Annotated in this window: 13 protein-coding genes and 1 pseudogene; 8 read left to right on the top strand and 6 right to left on the bottom strand. The window is 51.8% G+C overall.

Going from position 1 to position 16,428, the window contains the following annotated elements; translation table 11 throughout:
• Positions 1–166 (top strand): annotated as a pseudogene (locus L6J37_RS03840) (IS4 family transposase); the annotation flags it as partial.
• On the opposite strand, the gene L6J37_RS03835 reads toward L6J37_RS03840, so the two are convergent.
• Positions 167–1,171, bottom strand: coding sequence for an SgrR family transcriptional regulator (locus L6J37_RS03835; protein ID WP_237794171.1), 1,005 nt, complete (start codon positions 1,169–1,171; stop codon positions 167–169).
• 92 nt (positions 1,172–1,263) lie between these two features.
• Between L6J37_RS03835 and L6J37_RS03830 the strand changes: the two genes are divergently transcribed.
• Together L6J37_RS03830 and L6J37_RS03825 are read left to right on the top strand one after the other, a co-directional pair.
• Entirely contained in the window at positions 1,264–2,475 is a 1,212-nt protein-coding gene (locus L6J37_RS03830; protein WP_237794177.1) for an MFS transporter, read from the top strand.
• A 344-nt stretch (positions 2,476–2,819) separates the two neighbouring features.
• Positions 2,820–3,824 (top strand): DMT family transporter, encoded by a 1,005-nt coding sequence (locus tag L6J37_RS03825; protein WP_192015301.1) that lies wholly within the window; start codon positions 2,820–2,822, stop codon positions 3,822–3,824.
• Positions 3,825–3,850: 26 nt separating this feature from the next.
• On the opposite strand, the gene topA is transcribed toward L6J37_RS03825, so the two are convergent.
• Both topA and sohB read right to left on the bottom strand, forming a co-directional pair.
• On the bottom strand, positions 3,851–6,487 hold the full coding sequence (gene topA / locus L6J37_RS03820) for a type I DNA topoisomerase (protein WP_192015300.1): 2,637 nt from the start codon (positions 6,485–6,487) through the stop codon (positions 3,851–3,853).
• A gap of 512 nt (positions 6,488–6,999) precedes the next feature.
• Positions 7,000–8,061, bottom strand: coding sequence for a protease SohB (sohB, locus tag L6J37_RS03815; RefSeq protein ID WP_192015299.1), 1,062 nt, complete (start codon positions 8,059–8,061; stop codon positions 7,000–7,002).
• A 272-nt stretch (positions 8,062–8,333) separates the two neighbouring features.
• Here sohB and L6J37_RS03810 point away from each other — a divergent pair, with 272 nt between their 5' ends.
• Positions 8,334–9,074, top strand: coding sequence for a YciK family oxidoreductase (locus tag L6J37_RS03810; RefSeq protein WP_192015298.1), 741 nt, complete (start codon positions 8,334–8,336; stop codon positions 9,072–9,074).
• 105 nt (positions 9,075–9,179) lie between these two features.
• On the opposite strand, the gene rluB is transcribed toward L6J37_RS03810, so the two are convergent.
• The 3 genes from rluB to rnm form a co-directional block, all read right to left on the bottom strand.
• Positions 9,180–10,184, bottom strand: coding sequence for a 23S rRNA pseudouridine(2605) synthase RluB (gene rluB, locus L6J37_RS03805; RefSeq protein ID WP_192015297.1), 1,005 nt, complete (start codon positions 10,182–10,184; stop codon positions 9,180–9,182).
• 243 nt (positions 10,185–10,427) lie between these two features.
• Entirely contained in the window at positions 10,428–11,048 is a 621-nt protein-coding gene (locus L6J37_RS03800; RefSeq protein WP_192015296.1) for an L-threonylcarbamoyladenylate synthase, read from the bottom strand.
• A gap of 46 nt (positions 11,049–11,094) precedes the next feature.
• A complete protein-coding gene (rnm, locus tag L6J37_RS03795; RefSeq protein WP_237794170.1) occupies positions 11,095–11,931 on the bottom strand; it encodes an RNase RNM in 837 nt (278 codons plus the stop codon).
• Positions 11,932–12,196: 265 nt separating this feature from the next.
• On the opposite strand from rnm, the gene L6J37_RS03790 reads away from it, so the two are divergent.
• Genes L6J37_RS03790 through trpD form a run of 4 tightly spaced genes read left to right on the top strand, consistent with a single transcriptional unit; the run spans position 12,197 to position 16,426 of the window.
• Positions 12,197–13,210, top strand: a complete 1,014-nt coding sequence (locus tag L6J37_RS03790) for a bifunctional 3-deoxy-7-phosphoheptulonate synthase/chorismate mutase (protein ID WP_237794169.1) — start codon at positions 12,197–12,199, stop codon at positions 13,208–13,210.
• A complete protein-coding gene (locus L6J37_RS03785; protein WP_192015293.1) occupies positions 13,207–14,775 on the top strand; it encodes an anthranilate synthase component 1 in 1,569 nt (522 codons plus the stop codon). The genes L6J37_RS03790 and L6J37_RS03785 overlap by 4 nt, the downstream gene beginning before the upstream one ends.
• Positions 14,776–14,785: 10 nt before the next feature.
• Positions 14,786–15,397 carry an aminodeoxychorismate/anthranilate synthase component II gene (locus L6J37_RS03780; RefSeq protein ID WP_237794167.1) on the top strand — a complete coding sequence of 204 codons (612 nt, stop codon included), beginning with the start codon at positions 14,786–14,788 and terminating at the stop codon, positions 15,395–15,397.
• An 18-nt stretch (positions 15,398–15,415) separates the two neighbouring features.
• Positions 15,416–16,426 (top strand): anthranilate phosphoribosyltransferase, encoded by a 1,011-nt coding sequence (gene trpD, locus L6J37_RS03775; protein WP_255557827.1) that lies wholly within the window; start codon positions 15,416–15,418, stop codon positions 16,424–16,426.
• The last annotated feature ends 2 nt before the right edge of the window (positions 16,427–16,428 follow it).

Raw genomic sequence — 16,428 nt, 5'->3', positions numbered from 1 at the left:
ACCAAGTATGCATTGGGCATACCTAAGTTTAGGCCGATTGGCAGGCTGGAATGACAGTAAACGAACCGGGATTGTTGGCTGGGAGCGGTTATGGGAAGGATGGTTTAGATTACAAACCATCCTTGAGGGATATCACCTTGCCTTGTCTCTTGAGCAGGAAATGTGATCAAGAGACAGGCACCAGCCAGGGATGAACCACATCACTGCTGACCTCAAAATCCATTGCCTGATCGCCAATGTTCCAGATCTCCACGGCATCGAGCCAGGGCCGATAACCATGGTATTGGTCAAATGCACTCAGCCGGGTCAGCCACTCAGTACGCTCATCAAGACGAAAAGCACCGGCGCCGAGAATCCGCCCGTCGCGGGACACTTTCGAGATACCTGCCGCCTTTTGTGTTAACAGGGTTGGTATGAAACCAGCCGTGGCATTTGTGGTCAGTTTCAAGCGCAGCGGCGCGAACACCACAACCTCCTCAATACATTCGAACAGCCTGCGGTTACTGCTGTCAGACGCTTGCAAACGGGCAAAATGGGCTTGCACCGCTAAAGCATCCAGGGGCGAACCGTCATGAAACGTCAGCCCTTTTCTAAGTGTGATATGCCAGTCGCAGCCATCACGCTCCCAGTGTGCGGCTAAGTCACCGTGAATCCGCCCTGAATCAGGATCCCGTTGCAGCAAACCGGCATAAAGGTAGCTGCCGAGATGCACTTCGGTCCGCCGGGAGAGCTGCACGGCATCCAGATCATGAATCCCCCGATAAAACGGGATACGCAGCACATCGCTATGTTCCTGCTGCGGTATCGCTCGGTTATCCGAACGGTTATCCGAACGACGGCAACCTGCCAGGTACTCTGCCAGCAACCCCTGCCTTTGTGGCTCGGGCACTAAAGCTGTGGCACGCTCCACCTGATGCTGAGCCAGCAGCGACAATGCTTCCTGCTTAAGAACCGAATCAACCGGTTTTTTCAGACAAATTGTCGGTAAGTTACCGCGACCGACACCCGGCTGCCAGCTTATCCAGCCTTCCTCAACCAGCTTCTTAATCACAATCTGAGCATTGCGCCGGGTACAGGCGAGTCTCTGCGCCAAAGTGTCGAGTGAGATTGACCGGGCTTGTCCGACCGCCAGTTCTTCCCTGAAATACATTAATGCTCGCCAATAGCGCATAAAAAGTGAAATCCCTTGTTATTGTTTACACTTTTTCTTCCACTTTTATCACGGATAATCGTAAATCTCTATGATGTGAAAAGGAATTTATGATGACAACCGTCACCCAACCCCAAATGGGCATTTGGCAAGAGCCGAAGTTTCTCATTCTGCTCTCCAGTGCCTTTTTTGCTGCCTTCGGCGCCAAAATTTACAGTCTGGCGCTGCCACTGCTCGTGTATGAGCTGACAGCATCGTCCGAATGGATGGGCTGGATGCGCGCTGTAGAGTATTTACCGAATCTGTTGCTGGCACTGTTCATCGGGGTTTGGGTCGACCGTGTGAACCGCAAGCACTGGTCACAGGCCATGCTGATTGGCCAGTGTCTTTGCTTGCTCATTGCTTATACCGCCGTAGAATGGCTGGCAGAGCCACTCTGGGCACTCTTTCCGGCCGCTTTCATGATGATGGCTTTCGATTACGGCTACCACAATGCGCGGCTTGGCATGATGAAAACAGCGCTGCCGCAAGCATTGCAAAATACGGCAACCGCACGTTTCAGCACCATGTACAGCTTTCTTGAGACCGTCGGGCCGGTACTGTCCGGTGTGCTGCTACTGATGGCGGCAATCCATCAGGTGTTCCTGCTGCTCATCGTTCTCTACCTGATTGCATTTGTGCAACTTCACCGAATGCCATTTACACCAGCAGCTCCTGTGACTCATCCGCCTGTCCTCACTGCACTCAAAGAAGGCTGGCAGGCGCTGAGTGCAGATAAGACCATGTGCCTGATCACCGTCGCCGTTGTGGTCATTAACACCACAGGGGCTGTGTTTCATGTCCAGGCGATATACTTTGCCAAAGCCACGCTCATGATGACCAACCTGGAAGTCAGTTATCTGATTGCTGCATCGGGGATCGGCGGTATTCTGGGCGGATTAGTCGCCGATAAGATCAGAAAACGTATCGGTCTGGGATTGCTGCTGATTCTTTCCATCGCCTTTGAATCCGTGGGATTTGCCCTGCCGGCCCTGCTGCCCAGTGCGCCGGTGTTAGCCCTGTCCTTCTTTTTGATCAGCAGTATAGGTTTGATGAGTTCTATCTGTATCTGGAGTTACCGGCAGGAAGCCTTCAGCGACACACTGCTCGGACGCGTCGCTGGAATCACCGGCTCACTGTTCAAACTCGGCATGCCTTTTGGTCTGGCGGCATCCGGTTATCTGGTGGTGACACTGGGAACAGAAAGCCTGTTCTTGCTGTGCGGTATCATTCAGTTCATCACTGCGCTGCTGCTTTGCCTGACCCGTGTCCGTCACACTCTATAAATACTCAATTAACTAATACTCAAATACTGGTACTCAAATACTGGCTGGCTTCGGGGCAAACCCGGAGCAGCCGTAGTGCTGATTCACCACAGATTCTCAGCCGTGAACATCAACAACTGGCATATTTATCTGATCTTTCCCGATCGCTTGTGTGGCTATGCAAACTTCGGTAGCTTAAATACTCACCGATACCTAGGTACCCATCATGAATATCATTTTGCTGCTGCGCTGGCTTCTCACCCGGATACCCCTCAGTCGGTAGCAATTCCCCTGCCCGGCTGTGAGTCATGCAGCCAGCCTCCATGCCTCACAGCCTGTTCTCAAACACAAAAAGGAAGTGAGTAATGGAACAAGACCTGGCACCAGGCTCCACCCTGTCGGTTGATAAACAAGGTATTATCTACGCACTTATCGGGACAGTCTTTTTCTCATTAAAACCTGTGCTGATCAAAATTGCCTATCAGCTCGGCGGTGATGCTGTCACCATCATGAGCCTCAGAGCAGCCAGTTCTCTGCCTTTTTATCTGTTGATACTTTGCTGGCTGCTTCGCGGTTCCGGGCAGCGACAAAAAACCCTGCGCTATGGCTGGCAGGCTATGCTGATTGGGATACTGGGCTATTACTTTGCTTCACTGTTCGACATTCTGGCGCTGGAGAGCATTTCTGCGCAGCTTGAGCGGTTACTGCTATTTATGTATCCGTCGTTCGTGGTTCTGATCAGCATGCTGGTTTTAAAAGAAACGCCCAAAGCGGGGACTTTCCTTTCCATCCTGCTGGGGTATCTGGGTATTGCGCTGATTGTCGCGCATGATATTCAGCATCTGGGTGATGATATCTGGCTCGGCAGCCTGTACGCGCTTCTGTCAGCCATGATTTTTGCCACTTACCTGGTGCTGAGCAAACGGGTGATCAGTCAGCTTGGCAGCCAGTTATTTACCAGTCTCGGCATGACCAGTGCCGGGATTGTCATTCTGCTGCATTTTCAGTGGTCAGGGGCGCAGCTAAGCACTATCTCACTGGATTTGGCCTTGCTGGGCATTGCACTGGGATTTTTCTGCACTGTCTTGCCGTCCTATCTGATTGCAGCCGCGATGGCGCGCCTGACCCCTTCGGCAGTCAGCCTGACCAGCAATATCGGCCCGGCCATGACAGCAGTCTTCGCGATCACCATACTTGATGAGTCATTTACAATCTATCACCTGCTCGGGATAACGCTGGTCGTGTTCGCTGTGATTCAGGTCAACCGCAAGCCTAAGGCTGATCGAACACAGCTGACATCATCAGCCGAAGAGAACCTGAGCGGGCAGGACAAAGCCACCTCACCAGCCAAAACCAAAACGGAAGCATAAAAAAACCGCCTTGCGGCGGTTTTTCATTATTTCTCTTTTTTGGCGTTTTTGCGCTTATCGGTAATGAGCCATTTTCCGGCATCGTAGAGTGCGGTATAACCGGTTGGTTTACCGTCTACTTCTGAGCGGACATAGTTCTCTTTAGTCTTGCGGCTAAAACGAACCACTGTCTTCAGGCCATCCGGATCTTCGGTCGGCGCCTCAGTCAGATACTGAAACTTAGGTGACAATCTGTCTTTAAAGCGAACCAGTTCTTCCACCAGAGGTGCACGGGTCTCACGGGATTTAGGGAAGGTGCTGGCCGCCAGGAACAGACCTGATGCACCATCACGCAACACAAAATACGCATCCGGATCCTGAGTACAAGGCAGCTCAGGCAAAAGAACCGGATCTTCTTTTGGTGGCGCTACCTCACCGTTTTTCAGAATTTTCCGCGTGTTCTTACAGGCTTCATTGGTACAGCCCATATATTTGCCGAAACGACCATTTTTCAGTTCCATGTCTGAGCCGCATTTATCGCACTCAACCACAGGACCTTCATAGCCTTTGAGTTTGAATTCACCTTTTTCAACCTCAAAGCCATCACAGCCCGGGTTATTACCACAGACATGCAGTTTACGGCTTTGGTCGATGAGATAGGCATCCATCGCTGTACCACACTTAGAACAACGTTTCTTAGCCCGTAAAGCAGCGGTTTCCACGTCCTCTTCCAGCACGTTCACCACGCCTTCTTCATCACCCAGGTTAATGGTGGTCTTACAGCGCTCCTTCGGAGGCAGAGCATAACCCGAGCAACCCAGGAAAACCCCGGTAGAGGCGGTACGGATCCCCATAGGACGGGAGCAGGTCGGACACTCAATATCGGTCAGAACGATTTTGTTCGGCTTCATTCCGCCTTCATCTTCATCCTGCTCGGCTTTGACCAGTTCATCGGTAAAATCACTGAAGAATTTGTCGAGCACCGATTTCCAGTTTGCCTGTCCTTCTGCAATCTTATCCAGATTGCCTTCCATACGGGCGGTGAAATCGTAGTCCATCAGATCTGAAAAACTGTCTTCCAAACGATCAGAGACTATTTCACCCATTTTTTCCGCATAGAATCGACGCTGATCCACTTTGACATAGCCACGATCCTGAATAGTAGAAATGATCGATGCATAAGTCGAAGGACGGCCAATACCGCGCTTTTCCAACTCTTTAACCAGTGCCGCTTCTGTGAAACGCGCAGGCGGTTTAGTGAAGTGCTGCTTAGGTTCTAAACTGTCCAGCGTCAGAACATCACCCACCTGAACGGTCGGCAGAGTCGTATCTTCATTCTTGCCAGACGGACGCTGCACTTTGGTCCAACCGGCAAAACGTAATGTCCGGCCTTTGGCTTTCAGTGTGAAGTTATCGGCCTGCACGGTAATGGTGCTGGAGTCATATTGAGCCGCTGTCATCTGACAAGCCACAAACTGGCGCCAGATCAGGTCATACAGTTTGACGGCATCCTGATCCATACCTTCCAGATCAGCTGGCTGGATATCGACACTTGATGGACGAATCGCCTCGTGCGCTTCTTGTGCATTGCCCTTGCTGCCGTACACCACAGGGTTGGCAGGCAGGTAATTTTCACCATATTCAGAGGCAATATAGCCACGCACAGCCTCGACCGCTTCTTTGGACAAGTTAGTCGAGTCAGTACGCATATAGGTAATATAACCCGCTTCGTACAAACGCTGAGCCAGGCCCATAGTGCGCTTGACACCATACCCTAAACGGGTACTGGCCGCTTGTTGCAGCGTTGATGTGATGTAAGGTGCAGAAGGTTTACTGCTGGTCGGTTTATCTTCCCGCTCAGCCACTTTATAGGCGGCTTTTTCCAGCAAAGAAACTGCCGCATCTGTGTCCGCTTTGTTGACCGGTCGAAATGCCTTGCCCGCCTGCTGGGCTACCATCAGACGCAATGCATCTTTGCCACCGGTTACCGTATTGGCGTGAACATCCCAGAACTCTTCCGGAACAAATGCTTTGATCTCACGCTCTCGCTCAACAATCAGCTTTACTGCTACCGACTGAACTCGGCCGGCAGACAAACCCCGGGCAACTTTTTTCCACAACAGAGGGGAAACCATGAAGCCAACAACACGATCAAGGAAACGGCGTGCCTGCTGCGCATTCACACCATCAATATTCAGTTCACCCGGATGTTCGAAAGCCTGCTGAATCGCATTTTTGGTAATTTCATTAAAAACAACACGTTTATAGCGTTCTTCATCACCACCGATGAGCTCACGAAGGTGCCACGCAATAGCTTCTCCCTCGCGATCCAAATCGGTTGCCAGATAGACATAATCTGCATTCTCAGCCAGCTTTTGCAATTCCTGGACGACTTTCTCTTTTCCGGGCAGCACAGCATAATGCGCTTCCCAATCTTTATATGGGTTAACACCCATTTTATTGATCAGCGCTGTATGCTCTTTTTCTTTTTTGATCTGTGCTTTCTCTTCAGCGCTCAGACCTTTCGTAGACGGTGCAGTCGCTTTTTTACCCGTACTGCTACCACCAGTAGACAGGTCTCGAACATGACCAACGCTGGACTTTACGATGAAATCCTTACCAAGGTACTTATTAATCGTTTTTGCCTTGGCCGGGGACTCCACAATAACAAGAGATTTACCCATATGACTCTATTACGTCCTCGTGCTCGCGAAATTTTCAAATAAAAACATATAGTTGCACGCTAAAAGTGACAGTGTACGCACGGCAACGCTATTACAATATTGGGCTACTATACAAGAAGGTCAACCTGTTTTTAAGAAATTCAGGCTAATTGCTCGACCCTTCTGCATATGTAAACACTGTGTTAAGTGTCGCTGTATTATCCGATCAGCCCCCATTTTTCATCTCTCTGAGCCAGTATTCAGACAGGGCGCAGATCATTACCACCTCGACGGAACTTTGACTATTTTCAGCCCTGTTTATTTGTGTCAGCTCACAGAAATATCCGTTTTCTTACTACAAAACGACCCGTTGTGATTATTTTACAACCAATAAAACGATTCAAAGGCGTAATATTCACTCACATTATTTAATACAACGGACAACATGCCAAAAATATAAAAACATTAATCTGTTGTTATTACTTCAGCCAGAAAGATATAACCCGCCTGCTGGCGGGTTATATCTTTACTATTTACATAATCGGCCGCTGTCCCCGGCTAATCCATTTCAGCAGCAAACTGTCGGCGGCTTCACTGCCCGCTCCGGCCAGACGCTCAGCCAGTTTCTTACGCTGAACATAATGCACCTGCAAGACTTCACGGTCTTTACACGCCTTCATAATAAAGTCGTCACTGGTCCCAATACTGTCGACCAGACCCAGCGTAATCGCTTGCTTACCGAACCAGTGCTCTCCGGTAGCCACCGTTTCCAGATCCAGAGACGGACGATGTTCTGCAATAAAATCCTTAAACAAACCATGGGTCGCTTCAATTTCGCTTTGAAACTTCTCACGTGCCTTATCTGTGTTTTCACCAAACATAGTCAGGGTACGTTTAAACTCACCAGCTGTGATTTGTTCGAACTCAATATCATTCTTTTTCAATACCTTGCTGAAATTAGGCAACTGGGCAATAACACCAATTGACCCCACTACAGCAAACGGCGCAGAGATAATCTGATCAGCAACACAGGCCATCATATAACCGCCACTGGCAGCGACTTTATCTACTGCGATGGTCAGCTTAATACCCGCCTGTTTAAGGCGATCAAGCTGCGAAGATGCCAGACCATAGCCATGCACCATACCGCCGCCGGTTTCCAGCCGCAGGAGAACTTCATCGCCGTCAGCAGCCACGGCCAGAATAGCCGAAATTTCTTCGCGTAATCCGGCCACTTCTTTGGCATCAATACTGCCGTGAAAGTCCAGCACAAACAGTCGTGGTTCACGGGTCGCTGACAACTCGCCCGATTTTGCCGCTGCTTTAATTTCACTTTGGCGGGCTTTACCTTTTTCTTTCTCGGCTTTCTTTTCCGCCTTCTCCCTGGCTTTGAGCAAAGGCTTATCGAACAGGTGAGACTCTAAATGATGAACGGTTTCTTTATAGCGTTCAGACAAATCGGTAATTTCCAACGACCCTTTTCGCGTCCCCTGGCGACCACCTACGCTTTTCACAATGACCAAAATACTGACGACAGCAACCACGACTGTGATTATCTTGGCCAGAAAAAGTCCGTAATCAAACAAAAAATCCAAGAGTATTTCCTCATGTTCTGGTTTTACCTGATTGTAATACCAATCCAATCAAGCCTCTAGGCTTGTTAACGTTTCAGGTTTACATTTTGCGCTTTCCAGAGTGATTAATTGCCTGACAGGCACCCGGCACTCGAAAACACACCATACTGGCAGTTAACCGTCTTAGCAACCTGCTGTTTTTCATTACCGATCTATCCTGCTGGCTTGTCACCCTGAGCGTGAAGCGCCTACAATAGCGGCACAAAGAAATGCCTTACCAAGAAGGAAAGCAAGTGAATTATCAAACTGCCGCTGACTCACTCAAAGACCGTGTCATTCTGGTGACAGGTGCCGGTGACGGTATTGGCCGCCAGGCTGCAATCAGCTACGCTGCACACGGCGCGACAGTCATTCTGCTGGGCCGTACGGTTGCCAAGCTGGAAGCCGTATACGATGAAATAGAGACGTTGGGTTACCCGCAGCCGGCAATCATCCCGCTGGACATGAAAGGCGCTTCAAAACAGAACTATCTGGATATGACAGACACCATTAACGATCAGTTTGGTCGCCTTGACGGTGTGCTGCATAACGCAAGCCTGCTTGGTGTGCTCAGCCCTTTTGACCAACTGGGTGAAGACACATTTGACGAAGTGATGCAGGTCAATGTCAAAGCACAATTCCTGCTCACTCAGGCGATTATGCCTTTGATTAAGAAATCCGAAGACGGCCGTATCATTTTCACTTCCTCCACAGTGGGCCACGATGGCCGGGCTTTTTGGGGTGCGTATGCGATTTCGAAATTTGCTACTGAAGGCATGATGCAAGTGGTGGCTGACGAGCTGAGCGACACCCGCGTTCGGGTGAATGCGATTAACCCGGGCGGTACGCGCACAGGCATGCGTGCTAAGGCCTATCCGGGAGAAAATCCTAAAACGCTGAAAACACCGACAGACATCATGCCGCTGTACCTTTACCTGATGGGGCCTGAGAGCAAGGATGTCAACGGACAGTGCATTGATGCTCAGCCTAAATAAGCGCTGGAACGGCTCTGCCATTAACTGACAGGCACAAAAAAGCCGACCACCATTTACGGGTCGGCTTTTTTACTGTGCGTCACAGCATTCTTGCGAGAACGACGCTTACTTGCGAGTACGCGGCTTCGCAGGTTTGTTCTTCAACGGGTTCCTGCGGTTGGCAGCGTTACCGGCAGGCTTACGCTTATTGCCAGCAGAGCGCGCCGTCTCTTCAGCAGGCTGGTTTTGAGGTGCCGGGCGACGATTGTCGCGACGACGACCGCGTGAGTCATCGCTGACACGTTCTTCATGACGACGAACGGCACGACGGATCTTACGCACCCCTTTCTTACGCTTCAGACCTTCGACGGTCAGATGCGAACGCGTTTCTTCAGGCAGCTCAACGATTTCACGCAGATAGTTCACTTCCTGCAGCTCAAGCTCCAGCCAGCCACCTCGCGGTAAATCTTTGGTCAGGAAGATGTCGCCATAACGTACACGCTTGAGTCGGCTCACCGTCACACCCTGAGAATCCCACAGGCGACGAACTTCACGGTTACGGCCTTCGGTAATTACCACATAGAAAGTGTGGTTCATCCCTTCGCCACCAGCGTAAACGACATCTTCAAAACGGGCCATGCCGTCTTCAAGCTGTACACCGTGAACCAGGTTTTTCACCATCTGCTCAGTCACTTCACCGAAGACACGCACCATGTACTCACGTTCTACGCTACGGCTGGGATGCATCAGGCGATTAGCCAGTTCACCATCGGTAGTAAACAGCAGCAGGCCGGATGTATTGGCATCCAAACGACCGACAGATACCCAACGGCCTTCGCTCAGTCGTGGCAGGCGGTCAAATACCGTTCTGCGTCCTTCCGGATCGTGTCGGGTACACAACTCACCTTCAGGTTTGTTATAAGCAAGCACACGGCACACTTCTTCAGAAGGCTTGACCAGGTCTACTTTGTGACCATCAATACGCACAAGTACGTCCAGGTTATCCAGACGATCACCCAAGTGGGCAACTTTGCCATCAATACTGACACGCCCTTCCTGGATCATCAGTTCCACTTCACGTCGTGAACCCTGACCGGAACGCGCAAGTACCTTCTGTAATTTTTCACTCATCAGACAAACCTTTGTCGCCTTCACAGGCGTCGAAACATTCTAAAAATCATCGTTCTGTTACTGACGTTTTGTCCGCCAGTAACACAAGATACCCGCCGTTTGCAGTCTTAAGCCGAAACGGCGTCCACCCTATTCAAAGCAGCCGTGAATTATGCCAAATACCGCCGCCTGATACCATATAAAAAGAAGGGAAATGCGCTATTCTTTCTCCGCGCGGCCCCTGTCCGCACAGGCGAACGGCCTTTATTCGAACGGAGTGGTATCACCGGCGCCGTAACGCACAATGTCGATGCTGTCGTTACTGAAATCCACCACTGTCGTTGGTTCTTCCCCTATCACCCCGCCATGGATGATCAAGTCGACGGCGTGATCGAGCGCATTGTGAATGTCCTCAGGATCCGATTCAGCTGTGTCTTTGCCCGGCAGAATTAAACTGGTGGACATCATAGGCTCACCCAGCGCATCCAGCAATGCCAGTGCGATCTCGTTGTTCGGTACCCGGATCCCAATCGTTTTACGCTTCGGATTCATCAGGCGGCGAGGCACTTCTTTTGTCCCTTTGAAAATGAAGGTATACGCACCCGGCGTGTTATTACGTAACAATCTGAACGCATCATTTTCGACGCGGGCATATAGCGACAATTCAGACAAATCACGGCACAACAGGGTGAAATTATGCTTTTCGTCAAGCTTACGGATCCGACAGATACGTTCCAGCGCCTGCTTATTGGCCAGCTGACAGCCCAACGCATAGCCTGAGTCGGTTGGATAAACGATAACGCCACCGTTGCGAACAATAGCCACGGCCTGGCTGATCAGCCTTGCCTGCGGGTTTTCCGGGTGAACATAAAAAATTTGACTCATCACTCCTCCAGACCTGCGCTTACTCAGGGCACAGGTTTACAACATTTTATTCCATGCCCCAGTCCTGCCAGACAGGCACTGAAGCTTTGGGTAACCAAAGATTGCGTCCCAACTCTGTCCAGGGTGACGGATAGTGAAAATCCGACCCCTGAGATGACAAAAGACCAAATTGTTCAGCGTACTCCGCCAGTGTGCGGCGCTCATTCTGTGCCTGCTGCGGCTGAGCCACTTCAATGGCATCTCCGGTGGCGGCCACAAAATCGCTGAGCAAACGCTTCAGCCATTTCGCCGTCATATCATACCGGCCCGGGTGGGCCAGAACTGCCTGCCCGCCAGCGGCATGAATAGCCTGAACCGCCTCGGCAATACTGCACCAGTTTGGCGGAACGTAACCTGTATTTCCCCGGGTCAGAAATTTCTTGAACACTGCCTGCATTGTTTTGGCATGCCCTTGTTCTACCAGCCAGCGGGCAAAATGGGCCCGGGTTAAGGTAGCGTCGCCGGCAAGGGCTCTCGCGCCTTCATAAGCGCCCTCTATCTGGCTTTTGGCCAAACGCTCCCCCATTAACACAGCACGGGCAGTTCGTCGCTCTGCCTGCTGAGCGATTAAAGACGCTATGTCGGCATGCGCCGGGTCAATGTTCAGGCCAACAATGTGAATATCAAAATTATTCCAAACTGTCGATATTTCAATGCCTTTGACCAGCTTTAAAGCCAGATTTTGTGCATCTATCGCCTGCTGGGCAGATTCAAGGCCCGCGACAGTATCGTGATCGGTGATCGCGAGAACATCCACACGGAAATCGGTCGCCCGTTTCACCAGCTCTGCAGGCGTAAGCCGACCGTCCGAGGCCGTGGTGTGACTGTGAAGATCAAACAACATAAAAATAAAGTCTTGACATAATATCCATGAACTAGTTTACTAGTACGAAGTTACTCGATGAACATTTAATTACTCAGGTTCTGTTTATGTTACAGCAAAAACATCATCCGCTTCGCGCTTTCTTCACTTGGTGGCAGCACAACCTTTAGCGGGTCGTGAGATTTGCTGTGCCGACTGCACAGAATCCAGAACCCGCCTTTCGCGGGTTTTTTTATAGCTGAACAATCTAAAACCAATTCCACATCTGGCTAGCAAGGACAACAACATGATTATCGTACTGAAACCAACAGCCACCGAGAGCCAAGCGCAAGACATCCTGAAACGTATCGAAGATGCCGGCCTCAAACCCCTTTATATGCCAGGTGTGGAGCGCATTGTGCTGGGTGCATTGGGCGACGAGCGGGTGCTGCAGAAACTGAATCTGGATGCCAATCCTTGCGTGGAAAACATCAAGCCGATCCTGACCAAATACAAAATGGTCAGCCGTGAAGTGCAGGCACACGATACTGTCGTTCGCTTTGGCAATGCGTCGGTGGGCGGCAATCAATTTGCCGTGATTGCCGGCCCTTGCTCGGTGGAATCCGAACAGCAGCTGCTGTCTGTGGCCGAAGTGGTCAAACAGCATGGCGCGGTGGCACTGCGGGGCGGCGCTTACAAACCGCGTACCAGCCCTTATGACTTTCAGGGCATGGGCGTTGAAGGACTGAAACTGCTCAAGCAAGCCAGCGAGATGCTGAACATGCCCACTGTGTCTGAAGTGATGGAAGTGAGCCAGATGGAGACCATGTGTGACTACATCGACTGTCTGCAAATCGGCGCCCGTAACATGCAAAACTATGCTTTGCTTAAAGCAGTGGGTGAGAGCAAAAAGCCTGTTCTGCTGAAGCGCGGCCTGTCTGCCACTATCGAAGAATTGCTGCTGGCGGCGGAATATATCTATGATGCCGGCAATCCGAACATCATCCTGTGCGAGCGTGGTATCCGCACATTCGAAACCGCTACCCGCAATACACTGGATCTCAATGCCGTTGCTTTCCTGAAGCAGAAAACCCATCTGCCCGTTGTTGTTGACCCGAGCCATGGCACGGGTGTCCGTGAGCTGGTGATTCCCTTATCCCGCGCGGCGGCCGCAGTAGGTGCCGACGGCATCATCGTTGAATCTCACCTCAATCCTGGCGAAGCACTGTCTGACGGCCATCAGGCGCTGACCGGCCCCATGTTCCAGCAACTGATGCAGGAACTGAAACCCTTTGTAGAAGCTGCAGGTAAAACACTATGAAAACAACGCCTTTAGCTGTCGGAGAACTGGACGTTCTGAATCTGGACGTTCCTTATGTCTCAGAGCCCACGGAACTGTATTATTCAATCTGTGGCGACCGTCCCCACAATCTGTTACTTGAGTCGGCAGAAATCGATTCCAAGGAAGATCTGAAAAGTTTGATGCTGATTGATGCCGCCGTTCGCATTGTCTGCCGCGGCCGCGAAGTACGCCTGGAAGCCTTAACCAGCAATGGTCAGAACGTGCTGCAGGCCGTGAAAAATCAGATCCCGGCCGATGTTGACCTGGCCGTGGACAACAACACCCTGATACTGACATTTAAGGAAAGTGGCCGTGCGCTGGATGAAGACAGCCGGCTGCGCCAGTCATCACCTTTTGATGCACTGCGCCTGATTCAGCACATTTTTCACCAGCCTGCTCAGTCTCGCGAAGCACTGTTTCTGGGCGGTCTGTTTGCCTACGATCTGGTCGCCAGCTTCGAGCCGCTGCCTGACGCAGAGCAGGGCAACCGCTGTCCGGATTACCTGTTTTACGTGGCAGAAACCCTGCTGGTTATCGACCACCAGCGCCGTAAAGGCAAGCTTCAGGCGACCTTGTTCGGCGGCGACAACTATACGGCGAGCTATTTCGAACTGAGCCGCCGGCTGCAACAGATAAAAGAAATATGCCTGAAACCGGTTGCCCTGCCACCGCCCGAGTTATTGGACACGTGCGAGCCCAGCGTCAGCATCAGTGATGCCGACTTCTGCGCCACCGTCGAGCAGTTAAAGCAATTTGTGGTACGGGGTGATGTTTTTCAGGTGGTGCCGTCCCGTCAGTTCACTCTGCCCTGCCCGTCACCGCTGAACGCCTACAAAGCACTGAAGATAGGTAACCCAAGCCCATACATGTTCTACCTGAAAGATGCCGACTTCACTTTGTTTGGCGCTTCTCCGGAGAGCGCACTGAAATATTGCACCGACAGCAATCAGGTCGAAATCTACCCCATTGCCGGGACCCGTCCACGCGGTAAAAAACCGGACGGCGGCATAGATCTGGATCTGGATGGCCGTATCGAACTGGAACTGCGCTGCGATAAAAAAGAAAACGCCGAGCACATGATGCTGGTCGACCTGGCCCGAAATGATGTGGCCCGAATCAGCCAGCCAGGTACGCGTTACGTGGCCGATCTGCTGCAGGTTGACCGCTACAGCCATGTGATGCATTTGGTTTCCCGTGTGGTTGGCCAGTTGCGCGATGATCTTGACGCCCTGCACGCCTATCAGGCCTGCATGAACATGGGCACCCTGACAGGGGCACCGAAAATCCGGGCCATGCAGCTCATCCGCGATGTCGAACAGCAACGTCGCGGCAGCTATGGCGGTGCAGTCGGTTACCTGACCGGGCAGGGTGATATGGATACCTGTATCGTCATTCGTTCGGCCTATGTCGAAGACGGTGTTGCAACCGTGCAGGCCGGTGCCGGTGTGGTGTATGACTCCGTACCGCAGGCAGAAGCGGACGAAACCCGTAGCAAAGCACAGGCTGTGATCACCGCCATTCGTCACGCACACAATGTGCAATAAGGAGCCGCTCATGAACAAACATATCGACATCGTTCTGCTGGATAACTTCGACTCCTTTACCTACAACCTGGTCGACCAGTTTCGCTCCATGGGTTATCCAGTCACCATTTTTCGCAACAGCCTGAGCACAGAACAGGTTGAGCAGGCTCTGGCAGAGAAACAAAATCCGGTACTGGTTTTGTCACCGGGTCCGGGTGCGCCTGCCGAGGCTGGCTGTATGCCGGCACTGATCAAACGGGTAGCCGGCAAGATCCCCATGATAGGTATCTGTCTTGGCCATCAGGCCATTGTTGAAGCCTATGGCGGCAAAGTAGAGGGAGCGGGTGACATAGTCCATGGTAAAGCCGCGCAGATGACCCATAACCAGCATGCCGTTTTTGGTCAGTTATCAAGCCCGCTGACCATCGCCCGTTACCACTCGCTGGTAGCCACCCAGGTGCCGGACTCGCTCAGGGTAGTGGCTGAGGTCGATGGCCTGGTGATGGCGGTCACCCACGAGAAGGACAAAGTCTGCGGATTTCAGTTTCATCCTGAGTCCATTCTGACTGCGCAAGGCGCGCAACTGCTGGCAAATACCCTCGACTGGGTCTCGGGCCAATCCGCCACTGTGACTGAATTTTAAAGCTAAGGGAGAGCCCAGATGAACAGCGCTATTTATCCGATTACCGACAAGTTATACGATCAGCAAACGCTGACAAAAGACGAAAGCCGCACATTATTCGATGCCATTATCAAAGGTGACGTGGAGTCCGCTCTGCTGGCTGCCATTCTGACCGCGCTGAAAATCAAAGGCGAAACACCCGATGAGATTGCCGGCGCCGCCACTGCCTTACTGGAAAATGCAGCGCCCTTCCCTCGTCCTGACTACGACTTTGCCGATATTGTCGGCACAGGCGGTGACGGTGCGAACACCATCAATATTTCCACCACCGCAGCCTTTGTCGCCGCCGCCTGCGGCGTAAAAATTGCCAAGCACGGTAACCGTGGCGTCTCCAGTAAATCAGGCTCTTCAGACCTGCTGGACAAATTTGGCATTAATCTGGCGATGTCGGCACAAGACGCCCGCGCCGCGCTCGATGAGCAAGGTGTCTGTTTCCTGTTTGCGCCTCAGTACCACAGCGGTGTGCGTCATGCGATGCCCGCCCGTCAGGCCATGAAAACCCGCACTATCTTTAACCTGCTCGGTCCGCTGATTAACCCTGCCCGTCCGAGCATTGAGCTGATGGGCGTGTACGATGCCGCTCTGGTTCGCCCGATTGCAGAAACCATGATAGCGCTGGGGATGAAACGCGCCGCCGTGGTGCATGGCAGCGGTCTGGATGAAGTGGCCATTCACGGCCCGACTCTGGTTGCTGAAATCATCAATGGCGATATTCGCGAATATACAGTGACACCGGAAGATTTTGGCTTGCAAACCCATGCATTAGATGCGATTAAAGGGGGCGAACCGGAAGAAAACCGTGCCATTATCACCAACATACTGACGGGCAAAGGCACGGAAGCACAGCAAAGCGCTGTGGCCGTCAATGTCGCTCTGCTGCTTCGTCTGTTTGGTCAGGAAGATTTGAAAGCCAATGCTCAGCAAGCGATGGAAGTCATGCAATCCGGCAAAGCCTACCAACTGGTAGAACAACTGGCCGCACGAGGTTAACC

The sequence above is a fragment of the Photobacterium sp. WH77 genome (assembly GCF_022014395.1).
GTDB classification, from domain to species: Bacteria; Pseudomonadota; Gammaproteobacteria; order Enterobacterales; family Vibrionaceae; genus Photobacterium; species Photobacterium arenosum.
The sequence above is the reverse complement of the archived record's forward strand: the minus strand, read 5'-3'. Positions and strand labels throughout refer to the sequence as shown.

What these genes read in the sequence shown, in the direction of transcription:
- topA (WP_192015300.1), bottom strand. Translation starts at nt 6,487, where the DNA reads ATGGGTAAATCTCTTGTTATTGTGGAGTCCCCGGCCAAGGCAAAAACG.
- rnm (WP_237794170.1), bottom strand. Translation starts at nt 11,931, where the DNA reads ATGTTGTTTGATCTTCACAGTCACACCACGGCCTCGGACGGTCGGCTT.
- L6J37_RS03830 (WP_237794177.1), top strand. Translation starts at nt 1,264, where the DNA reads ATGACAACCGTCACCCAACCCCAAATGGGCATTTGGCAAGAGCCGAAG.
- L6J37_RS03780 (WP_237794167.1), top strand. Translation starts at nt 14,786, where the DNA reads ATGAACAAACATATCGACATCGTTCTGCTGGATAACTTCGACTCCTTT.
- rluB (WP_192015297.1), bottom strand. Translation starts at nt 10,184, where the DNA reads ATGAGTGAAAAATTACAGAAGGTACTTGCGCGTTCCGGTCAGGGTTCA.
- L6J37_RS03825 (WP_192015301.1), top strand. Translation starts at nt 2,820, where the DNA reads ATGGAACAAGACCTGGCACCAGGCTCCACCCTGTCGGTTGATAAACAA.
- L6J37_RS03790 (WP_237794169.1), top strand. Translation starts at nt 12,197, where the DNA reads ATGATTATCGTACTGAAACCAACAGCCACCGAGAGCCAAGCGCAAGAC.
- L6J37_RS03785 (WP_192015293.1), top strand. Translation starts at nt 13,207, where the DNA reads ATGAAAACAACGCCTTTAGCTGTCGGAGAACTGGACGTTCTGAATCTG.
- trpD (WP_255557827.1), top strand. Translation starts at nt 15,416, where the DNA reads ATGAACAGCGCTATTTATCCGATTACCGACAAGTTATACGATCAGCAA.
- L6J37_RS03835 (WP_237794171.1), bottom strand. Translation starts at nt 1,171, where the DNA reads ATGCGCTATTGGCGAGCATTAATGTATTTCAGGGAAGAACTGGCGGTC.
- L6J37_RS03800 (WP_192015296.1), bottom strand. Translation starts at nt 11,048, where the DNA reads ATGAGTCAAATTTTTTATGTTCACCCGGAAAACCCGCAGGCAAGGCTG.